This is a genomic window from Aliivibrio sp. 1S175, from assembly GCF_001690985.1.
Lineage (GTDB): Bacteria > Pseudomonadota > Gammaproteobacteria > Enterobacterales > Vibrionaceae > Aliivibrio.
Map to the genome: position 1 here is coordinate 140,424 of NZ_MAJS01000013.1, position 13,398 is coordinate 153,821.

Sequence of the window (13,398 nt, forward strand, 5' to 3'; positions counted from 1 at the left end):
ATATTGCTCCTTGCCTTTAATCCCGACTAAACATACCAATAAAGAGTATGTGATTCATAAGAGAGCATAGGAAACAGTGACTCAAAAAACCAAAAAACAAATTTATTATGGATAATAAGAACTTCTGTCCTATAGTAATCATACGTATTGAATTAATAGGTTAATGGCTGTGATTAATATAGAAATGTTAGATGACATGTTTGGGGGAGATAAAGAAATTACCCAACAATTATTTGAGCTTTACCTTGAGGAAAATGCAACAACGGGAGACATCATATTAACCCAATATGAAAGCAATGATTTATCAGCATTATTTCATACCTCTCATACGCTTTCAGGGGCTCTAGGGAATTTATGTGAGATGGATATTTTGCCTAAAATTAAAGAAATAGAAGCCGCAGCAAAAACAGAAAATACGCCAAATAAAGAGACAATAGATACGGTAATAGAAGGATTAAATAAAATAAAAGAGCAAATGAGGAATCACCTTTCTAGTTAACATAATACGTTAGTAATAGCATTAGTAAGATGAGAACAAGGATGAATTTAGCTCATGAGTAATTTAAATAAGATTATAGAGAAATCCATTAACAATACTCATATTGAGCGATTTAACAGTACGAGCGACCAAAAGGAAAAAGTCTCTACTCATAAAATATTTATCATTCTTGTTGTCTTCGCTCTTTTTTTATTGGTTTGGTCTTCTCAAGCCAGTATTGATATTACCGTTTCAACACGAGGTGAAGCCCTTCTCGATTCCGATGTAGAAAAAGTACAACACCTAGAAGGTGGCATTTTAAATGAAGTGTATGTATCCCCTGGTGATTTAGTTTTTAAAGGACAAAAGATTGCTCTATTAACTTCAAAAGATCGAGTGTCTGAGTTAAATTCAACTCAATATGAGATTACAGGATTGCAAATTGAGCAACAAAAATACAACGCTCTAATCAATAATATTACGCCTAATTTCATCCCTTTTAACCAATTTCCTGAATTAGTAGAAACCCACTCCTTATCATGGGAAGAAGAAAATAACCGAAATCGTTCTGGTGATGAGTTAATTCTGCATGACATCAAACATAAACAGAGCCTCATTGCTTCAATGCAGCGTCGAGTAAAATCGTCGAATACCCAATTAAGTTTAATTAAACAGCAGCTGAAAATAAAACAACAATTGTATGATGAAGAAATGGCATCTTATATTGACGTGCTCAATATGAAGGTTCAGCACATGAACATGGTAAGAGAAATTGAAAATCTACAAGAAGCCGTATTAAATGAAGAATTTCAATTAACTCGCCTTGAAAAACTGCTTGATGATACTCAGAAAATACGTAATACCGATTATTACGCCAAATTAACCGAGGTAAATAAGCAGCTAAATATTAAACTCACTCAATTACCGACCATTAGCGATAAAGTAGATCGCTTATTAGTATTCTCTCCCGTTGATGGCACTGTTGATAAAGTGAATTACAACTATTTATCCGCGATAATCTCCCCTGGTGACAGTATTGCAGATATTACCCCATTACGAAATACGCTTCATGCTGAGGTAAAAATCCCTCGTAAAGATGTCGGTTTTATTGAAAAAGGCCAAGAAGTAAAATTAAAATTTGATGCGTATAACTTTGCTAAATATGGCGTAATTACGGGTAACATTTCGTCTATTTCTCGCAGTTCTTATGAAGAAAAAGAAGAAGAATATTACCTTGCCAAAGTCAACATCACTCAGAATTATTTAGAGCGTAACGGCATTAAATATCATATTTCCCCTTATATGGAATTTACTGCTGATATAAAAACAGGCAGCAGAAAAATTATCGATTACGCCTTGAAACCAGTCATGGCAGCACTAGATGAATCTTTTGATGAAAGGTAATGAATAATGAAACGATTCCTTCAGCCTAATACCCCATTTATTCATGTCCTTTTCTTTATCACTTTAGGGATAATACTGGCACAAGGCGCTTATTCTCTTCGTGAAGTACTATCAGCTGCTGATAATAGCGAAAGTAAAGTACAAGTGTTGCTCGTAAATAAATCAAGAGAGATTTTAAATAGCATCAGTCGATTAAATGCAACGTTGGACGTTTGTACTCGAAATGATTCAAATTGCAGTACGGCACAAGTTCAACTATTCACGAATGAATTATCCAACGAGATTGATAATTTTCATGCCCTCATTGCCAATGAGAAATCTCTCGCGTCTTCCTCAGGTATTTTAGGTTTTGATTTAATACAACTTTATATCAAAAAGTATAATCGTACTTTTAATATAAATGAGCTCAAACAATCGCTGGGCGTCGCCTTCACAAACAGCACTTCCATCATAGACAGCTTATTATTAAATCACGCCAGATTAAGCAAAGAGAAACAAGATAATCATCTTTATATTCTACTTATGCTAAACGGCAGTTTGATCTTAGTCTTTGCACTTTATTACTTATTGAACACCAAATTAATACGTGCCGCTCATACAGAAAAGAACCGTATATCAAGTACATTTAAAAGTATTTCTAATGATTTAAAAACCATTGATCACGACAAAGTGAAAGAACGGATATCAAATGTATCGACCAGTAGTATTGAAAAAAACATCTATGCCAAACTGCTTTCTAGTTATGAACAACTTGAAGAACAAAAATCAAAGACCGATTTATACCAACGTTTATATAATCTATTAGGTTACGAGGTTCGCGGCATTACCAATACCATTCAAGGTGGCGTAAAATTGTTAATTAAAGACGCCGATGAAAGCGGTGCGCTATTAGCAAAAGAAATAATGGCTGCCACCAACACACTTGAAAACCTTGCCGATAACTTTAATCGCCTCTCAAACATTGATGCAATGAGCCACAATAAGACCATTCATTTTTACCACTTAATGAGTGAATTAATCGTATTAACGTCAACCAAAGCTAAGCAGCAATCAAAAGAAATTGAATGTTTTGTCGATAATGCAATTCCACTAAAAATGTACGGTAATCAAACGGGGTTATTTTGGTTATTACTGCTACAAATATCAAATATGATCTCGGCCTCTAACCAGCCAAAAATACTATTAAATGCGAGCTGTAGTAGCTCTGATCGTGTAGATAAGCTCACCATACACTTTACATTGTATCTGTATTTAGATGATTACAATGCAATTCAAAACATAGATACGTTAGCGTGGGATCAGGCTCCTGAAAAAAATGTAACTAACAACGAGCTATCTAACAACTTACTTAATGGTATTAATAACTACACAGCCATTACGCAAGATTTAGGTTATGCCGAAAAACTCCATGTCTCTTTTGATGTCAATACCTCTGAATACCAAACACACAATAATCGTTTAGCGGGTAAAACTATCTTATTGTGCGGAGCCTCTGGCATTCAGGTGGATGTCATTGCCAATACCTTGTCCAATCAAGGGGCGAATGTAATTATTGCTCATACCGCTAATGATATCTTCAAATCGATGAAACGATTAAGCGCCAATGATGGCATCTTCTTAACCGACCGAATTAAGGGGATTACTCTCGATTCTTTCTGTAAGACGTTAAAAGCACGATTAAGTAAACGAAACATTAAACTCTTCTTATCGGTTTCAAATTCAGCTGATATTGATGATATTTATAACCATGTAGATTACGTGTTTTATCATCCATTCACCCCTATCGACTTTATCGACAATATCATAACGACACTTAACAGTGATTCAGAAAAGGCAGAAGAGATCACTAGCCGATTCTTAATCGTTGAAGATGATAAAGTACAGCAGTTCATTTTAAATAAAATTCTTACCGGTTTTGAATTCCAAAGTGAAGGGGTTGATGATGGAGCAAAAGCCTTAGCCTTGGTAAAAGAAAACAATTTCGACATTATCTTTATGGATTGCATCATGCCGGGCATGGGAGGGATGGAAGCTACCTCGTTAATTCGTCAATATGAAAAAGAGCATCACCTGCCACCAACCACCATTATCGGTGCAACTGCATTAACCAGTAATAAAGAACACAAACAATGTATTGATGCGGGTATGGATTACGTCATCAGCAAACCGTATAAAAATGAAGAAATATACGCCGTCATTAAGAAGTACATGGCCATAAGGAAAGTAGGCTAATGACAAAAACAAACCGTACATTTATTATTTTTAGCTTATTCGTTTCCTGGCAGCCTTCTCTTAATGCGAGTGAACTATCAGCCTTAATCAATGAAGCGTTAAAGAATAATTATCAAATCATCAACTCTAAATACGAAGTCGACTCCTCTGAATTTGATCAAAGTATTAGTGGTGCATTCTTTTATCCAACCATTAATGCCAGCGCAAATACGACATGGAATGATTCAAACGTCGATTCTAACACCCCCTCAGACAGTGAATATAACAGTTATGGGTACCGTGTTTCGTTATCACAAACCATTTTAGATATGTCGAAAATTCGCTCATACCAAGAGAGTGGTATTGATTTACAAATCAATAAATTAAAGCACGATAAGATCGTAAACGACATCATCATTCAAGTGGTAGACAATTATTTCTCATACTTGAAATACCACTCTCAAAAAAAAGCAACTGACGCTCAATTTCGCTCATCAGAAGCGCGATTAAAGCAAATCAGTCGTAACAATGAATTAGGCAATTTACCTAAAACTGATGTGTATGAAACTCAAGCACAAAAAGAATCAACTTATAAGAAATTAGCTGACATTCGTAAACGCATTAATCTTGCTTTAGTGCAGTTACAATCCACCACTCAGGCTCCTATCAGGCCATCATATGATGTAAAACTGAATAATCAATATACGGAAATTGATTACTATGAGAAAAGCACACTTGAGAAGAATTTGATTGGCAGTAACTATGATATTGCGATTGCAAAATCTAATTTAGATAAGTCGAAACGGTCACTTACTCAATCTCGTTCTGATTTCTATCCAACATTATCTGCATCAGCAAATTATGAATACACCGACAGTAATTTTGATCGTTCAAAAACCGACGACGCTACCTATGCACTGACGTTAGATATACCGATTGTGAATGGTGGTTCGGATTATTACGATTATCAAAAAAGTAAAACAAAAATTAACCAATATTCATCACAATACGATCAAGCCGTAAATGATAATCGCGTCAACTTTGAAGAACTTATCTACAGTATCAACACTAATGTAGAATCTTTAGCTATTTTAAAATCCATAATCAAATCTAATTACCTTGTTTATAAAGGCAATCAAAGGGCATTTAAGTTAGGCACAAAAACACTGACTGATTTACTTAATTCTGAATCAGATTTATACGATAACATCCGTGAATACCATTCAAATCAATACGATTACATCATTAACATGACGAAGTTATATGCATTATTTGGATCCGTTGATCTTGCTTCCCTTGAAGAAATTTCAAACAGAATGGAACCCATCAGTGACACTTTTGATATTACTCTATTAGAACGATTTACATCAGAAGGAGTGAAGTAATGAACAAACTCCACTATTTACCACGACTTGGGTTATTTGATGCGTTATTTTTGTTTACTTCAAGCCTAACGACTACCTTACTAGGCTTAGTGCTGCCTTTTTCTATTCTAATTATTTTTGACCGTATCTTACCTAATAACTCAAGCTCTTCACTCTATTTCATTTTTTCCATTATTTTAGTCGCCATCTTCTTAGATTATAAAGTAAAAAATTTAGAAGACGCGATGGTCTCTCGTATTGGAAACCGGTTTGAAAAGAAAATTACTAACCAACTATTTCACGCCATTTGTCATTCAAACTTATCATTATTTACACAATTAGAGACAGGGGAATACTTAGAAAGATTAACGGCTATTCCCGGTTTAAAATCCTTCTTTAGTGGCGCCCTTATTCGCTCGGCTATTAATGCCTTTACGTGTTTTATTACGTTGGTGATCATTAGCATAATTAATCCCGGAGCTGGCGTTATACTCTCTCTGGCTTCGTTGTTTTTATTGCTTGTCTCTTTACGCTTATCAAAGACAAAAATTAAATTAATGGAGAAAAAATCCGACATTGAAGGCATCACCAACTCTAAAGTGATTGAAATCATTTCTTACCCTCTAGATATTAAAAGTCGCTCAATGGAGTATCGCTTAGAAAACCTAATGGAGACGATGGTAAACGAGAGAGAACATCACACCACTGAATTTGAAAAACAAGAATCTCGCTTTAATTTAACTTTGCATTTAATTCAACAATTAGCGGTAACGTTTACCGTTGTAAGCAGTGCGATAGCGGTAATCAATCTAGAGATCAGTCAAGGTGTGATGGCTGCCATCATTCTATTAACTAATCGCTACTTTTCCCCATACCAACAAACGATGAGAACCATCAGCCAATGGCGAGTAAATAAAAGTTATATCCAACGTCTTAATGACATTTTATCAATGGAAGAGAGTCAACAAAGAACCATTGCGCCTCAGGCTACCCCTCGAGTATTAAGTTACCATGGCAGCAACGATTACCATTTTACGGCTGAAAAAATATCTATTATTTCAGGCCCTTCTGGTTCAGGAAAATCCTCAATAATAAAAGCTTTTACGAATAAACCATTAACTCAAGATTGTCATTTATCTATTAATGGATTAAAAGAAGAAAACTATTATCAATCAGACACAATAAGTAATGTGATTTTAGTGGATAAAAACAGCACCTTTGTTGATGGGACCATTATTGATAACATTACCTGTTTTCGACCTCAGTTGCATAAAGCTGCCTATTCTCTTTGTGAGGCACTCTCTATAAAAAGTGACATTGACGATCTCAGACTTGGTTTTTATACCGAGATTACAACCACAGGTATTAAACCTTTTTCTCGAAAAGTGAATTTTGCTTTATTCATTGTGAGAGCCTTATTAAGTAATAAAAAGATCATTCTTATTGATGATTTTGATTTGGTCTTTGATGATGATTTCAGCCTAAATTTACTGTCTTGTCTTCGTCCTCGCATTCAATCTTATTTGTTTGTGATCGTCAGTAATAAAATTAAAGACACGGACGTAAAAATTCAGCATACCCCTATCAATGAGGTGGCCTAAGTATGGATACATTAATTGCGTTTGATGAGATACAAGAGCGTCTCCATCACTTTAAAAATGGACACCTTCATACTCGTTATTCAGAAAATCCGTTATTACTTGGATTGGCTTACACTTTAGTCACGCTTGAATGGGAAGGAACCCCAGATATTCTTTCTGATGCGTTTTTATCTGATCACGACCACGTTATTTCATTTAATAAAACACTGACTCGACTTGGCTACCAATGCATTGAAAGTAATATCACCCATGCAGACCAACTCTTAGCGATAGATTGCCCTAGCTTTATTACCTTACATGAACAGCACTATATTCTCTTAAATTTTGACGATGATATTCTCTATTTGTATGACTATGAAAATGACATTACGATAGAAAGTGAAGCCAAAGGAAAATTGATTGCTAAGGTATGTGCTATTTCTAAATATTCACGTTTATTTAGAGAGCCACCACCAGAATCACAAGACAAGCGAAATTGGATAAAGCATGTTTTCTATCACTACAACAATGAATTCAAAAGCCTTGCATTATTAAGCCTTTTAATTAGCTTGTTAGGCACCTTGCAGCCCTTTTTTATTATGGGGGTATATACCTTTGCATTAACTGCTGACTCTATCTCAACCCTTTATTGGCTTGCTTCTGGCGCCGTGGTGATCGCAGGCATGGAGTATTTATTTAAAAAACAACGAATGGCTATTTTAAATACATCAGGTCAAGAACTTGCCCGTTATATCTCTTATCAAGTCATATCAAAATTACTTTGGCTGCCCTATTCTTTGACCTCTAATGCCGCCACTTCCTCTCAACTTGCTCGTTTAAAAGACATTGACCAATTTCGTCAACTCGTTACTGCTGAATCAAGCCTAAGTTATTTTGATTTACCTTTTATTTTCATTTTCTTAATCGCTATTTTCATCATGTCTGGCAGTGCTGCGATCACCGTAATTATTGGTATCGCTATCATGATGTTATTCTGTATTTATGCTCGATATATTTATATGCAAGCGACATCAAGAAGCTCTCGAGCCAACGCGATGGTGTCTTACCAATGGAATGAAATATTAAGTAACGTCAACTCAATTCAAAAATTACCGTTACTGTCAGTAATTAAATCTCGCTTTAATTCAGCCTTAACTCAACGCTTACAAGATTCTCATCATGTTTCAGTGACTAACTCGAAAATACAGCAACTAGGAAGCAGTTTTATTCAGGTCATTGGGACAACAACCATTGTGATTGCAGTAACAGCTGTAATGGCTGGAGATACTAATCCTGGGGCAATGCTTGCCATCATTATCTTAGTTTGGAAAACATTAACGCCGATTATGGGGATATATAACTCATTGGCTAAAATCGACACTATCAAGGCATCAACTGCACAAATAAATGCATTAATGTCTTTAGATGATGATAAAAGTCGCATAGAAAAAAGCACACCCATCCATGAGTTTAGTGGCGAATTATCAATTTTAGGTTTATCACACCGTTATCAAGGTGTGAGTAAGGGATTAACAAACCTTTCTTTTGCAATAAAAGCTGGCAGTAAAATATCAATATGTGCGCCATCGGGCAGCGGTAAGACTACCTTAATGAATATATTGAGTGGTATTGAAACGCGCTTTCAAGGGCGGTTATTAATTGATGGCTACAACATAAACCAATTCAACAACTTCCGCTTTCGTAACAGTATTTGCTATGTTCCCTTTGATATGCATTTATATCATGGAACCGTTCATGCTAATTACACCATCTATAATGGTTACGTTCCACCAACCTTCATTGATGCCATGCTAAACTTTTTGGATTTATTGCCTTATCTTCCTAATGGAAAAAATACGCTACTAAGCGCGGATTTCCTTTCATCATTACCAGATGGAATACAACGAAAACTGACACTTGCTATTGGCATTGGCTATTGCAGAAAAAGAGTCGTCATAATAGACGAACCTTTCGTTGGATCAGAGCATGAGAACAGTAAATATTTAACGTCTTTATTCAGTGAATATCTGGCAAACAGTACGGTTATTTTTACTACAACAAGTAAGTCAATGGTGGCAACGTCTGATTTCTGTTTGTTACTCGAAAAAGAGGGTTCTCAGAAATTCTATGGGACGCCAGATAAAGTATTGCAAGCCGCCCCCGCGATGTTAACTTAATTTAAAATTAATACGGTAGAGTCGATAATTTATTTATCGCCTCTACACCCTTTATCTGGTGTAAAAGATAGGTTCCGATAAGTCCCATTTAATGGTTGATTTAAAATATCCACTTTCCCTGCCCATGAGGCTAGTTTATCGTCTACAGGCCAAACATTCGCCATGATTTTTAAGCGTGAATCGCTCACGGTTGGAATAGGGTTACTTTTTGATTGCAGTACCTCATAACGCATTTCACCATCCACAAACCATTGAATACGATCTTTCTTCCATCGCATAGCATATTCATGAAACGCCTTAGAGGCATCAAACCCTAAGGGAATTAGAACTGCATTATTACTAGAATAATCATTATCATTCGTCCAAAAATTAAATTGGACGGACTCTGTATGTTTGCCAACAAATTCTATATCTATTTCATTATGTTGGGCATTACTCCCTTCATATTTATCGTGCTGCCCTGAAAACAAGAAAAATGACGTAATAATTCCTGGCGAAGAGACCGGTTTCATTTCAATAGAAAAACAACCATAACCATAAAAATGACGACTGCGTAATTCACCAGAGCGGTATGTATATTTTTCATTCTTCTTTGGATCGTCACTTAACTCTATTTTCATGCCGTCATCTGAAAAATTAATCGCTCCTTTTTCCCATCGATTTGTAAAAGGGAATCCATTACTCCAATGGTGAGAACGTTCAAACAACCCCTCATTCAAATCGTTTAATGGGTCAAAAAAATAATCACCATTGCATTCATCCACGTTACACGCCTCCACAAAAAAAGAAGAAAAGCCGGCAACCAAAAACACGCCATATCTATTCATTACTCCCTCCAACGAGATCTTTTGATTCATTATGACGAATAATACTTGTTGGTAGCATGGCTGTCCTATTTCTCATTTTGTATAACAACGAAGATAAGATCATTGAGTTAGTATTAATATTATAGGCCGTATTGATTGAACGATCGCTATACACACCAGTAGGTATTGAGCGATAACTTAAGCTATTACTCACCACGCGTTCTGATAATCGTTTTGAATAATCATCGTCATAAATAACACTCAACCCTAACGCGACTTTATTGCTGAATGTTTGAAACACTTCAACCGGTTTTCCTCCCGATGAAGTACTCAACCAACTTTTACCATAGAAAAAAAGATTATTATAAGCAAACCATGGCGTTCTATTCATAGCATCTTCTGCAAATACCCATACCCTTTTCGTTTGTTTTTCTTTTTGTTTATGCAAAAGATAAATCGTATCTAATTGCTCCCACCACTGTGTAAAATCGCCCAATTCCAACCGCGTTAATACATAAGGATCCGGCGTTGAAAAAGGCATATTTCGATCATCAATATAAAATAGAATGCCCTCAATATTGACTTGTGTTACGTCTTTCTTTTCATAACTGGCACTGACATCAAAGCCAAATAAAGAGAAACCAAAAGCTGCGTATTGCAAATAACCTAAACGCCCTTCTTGGCGATAATATTCCCCTTTGCTTCCTAATTTTGTGCCATATAACGTCTTATCATGTACCGCAGAAGCCAATGACCATGCGATTGTAATATCATTCACTAAAGGGGCTAACTGCGGCTTTTCTTGTGTAAGGATATGCAACCAAATCAATAACCGACCAATGTCTAATGCCGACCACCCATTTCCGTTATTGTTCGTTTTACTGTATCGACCAGATGGCTTTCCTGTTTTGGTATTGTATTCTCGATTGGGAAGTTTATTTTGGTATAGCGGCATTGTGAGCAAAGTATTAAGTAAGCGCTCTAATTTCGTATTGGTAAGTTCAATCGATTGTAGCCCTAGCCCTTCTAGTGATAACTGAGCACTGATATCACTACCAACATCCCACATGGTGACATGATGGTACCCTTGGACCGAATCGGTAAACCCGGTAGATTTATTCCAATTACGTTCAAAATAATAATGTGCTTTTTTGGCAAGTAATTTTTCATTACGAGAAAGTTCGATTAATGGCAAAAAATCGGTTGAACTCTCGATTGAATTAGACGAACTATGCTTGGCATTTAACTCACTGATTGTCGCTGTTTTTACGCTCTCTTTAATCGCTACCTCACTCAACATAGGGTCTTGAGTCGGAGTAATAACGATAGATCGACGCTGAAAGGTTAAGACTGGAGATTCAGGAGCGTTTTCAATAGGCGCGACCGCTCGCTTCCCATAAAAACTAGGGGAATCCGTGTCTGCAAAGACCATTGTTGCGAGCAAGGAAAAAATAATCCCTATTCTATTACTCCAGACACCAATTTGCCCCATCACACCTCCTCTGTGTGTATTATCTAAGCATAGGATAAGTAAATGCATTTTCGTAAAAAAGAATGGTACAACCCACATCATTTATTGAGATATGAAGAAAGTGCCACTTCTAATTACGGATCCTAGTTTCTTTTTCCTATACTGATTTCATTGAATGATTCTAAATTATTGAGGTGTCTTTTTGTTTAAGGATAAGCTAAAAAAATCACTATCAGAGACAAAGAAAGATATTTCGTTCGCATTGTTGTTCAGTTGTGCGATTAATTTTTTGGTACTCACTTTGCCTCTCTACAGCTTACAGTTATTCGATAGAGTACTTGGTAGCTCTAGCTTGGATACTCTTTATGCATTACTTTTTATCGCTATTTTTCTATTAACCGCCCAAGCGGTTGTTGAATATTTTCGTATTATCCTATTACAGCGTTCTGGTTTAAAGCTGGATGTCGCTATCAGCTCAATGATGCTATCGGAAAGTATTCGGCAGTCCGCCATATCCAAAAACATAAGCAAACAAGGCTTACAAGATATGTCTGAGATAAGACGTTTCTTATTATCACCTTCTAGTGCAGCCATTTTTGATATGCCTTGGATCCCGCTTTTTCTTGGCATTCTCTTTATGCTTCACCCTGCCATTGGATTAATAACGCTATCGGGTTGCGTCATATTTATCGTGCTTGCCGTCATAATGATGCACTCTGCAAAAGCCTCTACTCTTGAGAGTAATAAAGTTGCGGCTAAAACAACGTTAGAATTAAATGATTACCTTAGAAACGCCTCGACACTTCGAGCAATGGGTATGGCTGAAAGCGTTGGGAAATATTGGAATAAACAAAACCAAAAAATGTTAGGCCTGCAATGGATCGTAAACTCTCGCATTGGCCAATTACTTGCTATCAGCCGCTACCTTAGAACCATATTACAAGTATTGATTTTAACCGTCGGGGTTATGCTCGCATTGCAACAAGACATAGGAACAGGCGCTATTATTGCCAGCTCTATCATTATGGGGCGAGTATTAGCGCCTTTTGAGCAAGCCGTAAACGGTTGGAAATCATGGTATAGCGCATTCAAAGCTTATCAACGCCTGCGATCTTTTTCTTTTGCAGAAGAGAATGCCGCTAAAACCACCTTGCCAAACCCCAAAGGCGACATACATTTTCAAAACGTGGGTTTAAAACTGCCACACAGAAAAGAACCGGTTCTACAAAATATCAACTTTAAATTAGGGCATGGTAATGCGCTCGCTATTTTGGGTAATTCTGGTTCAGGGAAATCAACATTAGTGTCTCTATTAATGGGGATCCATACCCCAAGTATTGGATCAATCAAAGTCGATGGTGCTGCAATTCACCTTTGGCCTGAAAAACAATTTGGGCAACATATTGGTTATTTACCTCAGCAAGTCGGGTTATTGTCTGGCACCATTGCTGAAAACATTTGTCGTTTTACCGAGGCTCCAGACGCAGACATTATCGCTGCTGCTCGACTAACCTGCATTCATGAATTAATTATTTCTCTTCCTCAAGGCTACGATACCTATTTAGAAGAAGGCGGCAGCTCTCAACTCTCTGGTGGTCAAAAGCAACGTATCGCTTTAGCTAGAGCTATTTTTTCTAATCCTTCCATTTTAGTGCTCGATGAGCCTAACTCGAATCTTGACCCTGAGGGTGAGATTGCTTTAGCGATTGTTCTTCAATACTGCAAAGAGAAAAAAATTACGGTAATAATGATAAGTCATCGCCCTGGTTTTTTACGCCAAATGGATTGGGTTATTTCATTAAAAGAAGGACAAGTGCAAAAAGCAGGACCATCTAAACTGTTTTTAGAAGACATGTCTGGCATTGATACCCCTACTGATGCCGTTCCCCAAACCGCGTAAATAAGGA

The 13,398-nt window shown here is 36.6% G+C and carries 9 protein-coding genes; 7 read left to right on the forward strand and 2 right to left on the reverse strand.

The genetic code is table 11. The annotated features are described in order from the left end of the window. Positions 1-169 precede the first annotated feature (169 nt). The 6 genes from A6E06_RS07015 to A6E06_RS07040 are packed head-to-tail and all read left to right on the forward strand — an operon-like array spanning position 170 to position 9,214. Positions 170-499 (forward strand): Hpt domain-containing protein, encoded by a 330-nt coding sequence (locus A6E06_RS07015; protein ID WP_065592046.1) that lies wholly within the window; start codon positions 170-172, stop codon positions 497-499. A 54-nt stretch (positions 500-553) separates the two neighbouring features. Continuing rightward, positions 554-1,882: an HlyD family type I secretion periplasmic adaptor subunit gene (locus tag A6E06_RS07020; RefSeq protein ID WP_065591927.1), complete on the forward strand. Its 1,329-nt coding sequence runs from the start codon at positions 554-556 to the stop codon at positions 1,880-1,882. Positions 1,883-1,888: 6 nt separating this feature from the next. Further along, positions 1,889-4,114, forward strand: coding sequence for a response regulator (locus tag A6E06_RS07025; RefSeq protein ID WP_065591928.1), 2,226 nt, complete (start codon positions 1,889-1,891; stop codon positions 4,112-4,114). Next, positions 4,114-5,478: a TolC family protein gene (locus A6E06_RS07030; protein WP_065591929.1), complete on the forward strand. Its 1,365-nt coding sequence runs from the start codon at positions 4,114-4,116 to the stop codon at positions 5,476-5,478. Before A6E06_RS07025 ends, A6E06_RS07030 begins: the two co-directional genes overlap by 1 nt. Further along, a complete protein-coding gene (locus A6E06_RS07035) occupies positions 5,478-7,058 on the forward strand; it encodes an ABC transporter ATP-binding protein (RefSeq protein WP_065591930.1) in 1,581 nt (526 codons plus the stop codon). The genes A6E06_RS07030 and A6E06_RS07035 overlap by 1 nt, the downstream gene beginning before the upstream one ends. 2 nt (positions 7,059-7,060) lie before the next feature. Continuing rightward, on the forward strand, positions 7,061-9,214 hold the full coding sequence (locus A6E06_RS07040; RefSeq protein WP_065591931.1) for an ATP-binding cassette domain-containing protein: 2,154 nt from the start codon (positions 7,061-7,063) through the stop codon (positions 9,212-9,214). Positions 9,215-9,243: 29 nt separating this feature from the next. Here the strand turns inward: A6E06_RS07040 and A6E06_RS07045 are convergent, their stop codons facing one another. Next, on the reverse strand, positions 9,244-10,041 hold the full coding sequence (locus A6E06_RS07045; RefSeq protein ID WP_065591932.1) for a family 16 glycosylhydrolase: 798 nt from the start codon (positions 10,039-10,041) through the stop codon (positions 9,244-9,246). Next, positions 10,034-11,512, reverse strand: a complete 1,479-nt coding sequence (locus A6E06_RS07050; protein WP_141676910.1) for a DUF3131 domain-containing protein — start codon at positions 11,510-11,512, stop codon at positions 10,034-10,036. The genes A6E06_RS07045 and A6E06_RS07050 overlap by 8 nt, the downstream gene beginning before the upstream one ends. A gap of 181 nt (positions 11,513-11,693) precedes the next feature. Between A6E06_RS07050 and A6E06_RS07055 the strand changes: the two genes are divergently transcribed. Next, entirely contained in the window at positions 11,694-13,391 is a 1,698-nt protein-coding gene (locus A6E06_RS07055) for a type I secretion system permease/ATPase (protein WP_065591933.1), read from the forward strand. The last annotated feature ends 7 nt before the right edge of the window (positions 13,392-13,398 follow it).

Excerpts from the sequence above, each read along its gene's own strand:
- A6E06_RS07035 (WP_065591930.1), top strand. The coding sequence starts at position 5,478 with ATGAACAAACTCCACTATTTACCACGACTTGGGTTATTTGATGCGTTA.
- A6E06_RS07020 (WP_065591927.1), top strand. The coding sequence starts at position 554 with ATGAGTAATTTAAATAAGATTATAGAGAAATCCATTAACAATACTCAT.
- A6E06_RS07025 (WP_065591928.1), top strand. The coding sequence starts at position 1,889 with ATGAAACGATTCCTTCAGCCTAATACCCCATTTATTCATGTCCTTTTC.
- A6E06_RS07040 (WP_065591931.1), top strand. The coding sequence starts at position 7,061 with ATGGATACATTAATTGCGTTTGATGAGATACAAGAGCGTCTCCATCAC.
- A6E06_RS07045 (WP_065591932.1), bottom strand. The coding sequence starts at position 10,041 with ATGAATAGATATGGCGTGTTTTTGGTTGCCGGCTTTTCTTCTTTTTTT.
- A6E06_RS07030 (WP_065591929.1), top strand. The coding sequence starts at position 4,114 with ATGACAAAAACAAACCGTACATTTATTATTTTTAGCTTATTCGTTTCC.
- A6E06_RS07050 (WP_141676910.1), bottom strand. The coding sequence starts at position 11,512 with ATGGGGCAAATTGGTGTCTGGAGTAATAGAATAGGGATTATTTTTTCC.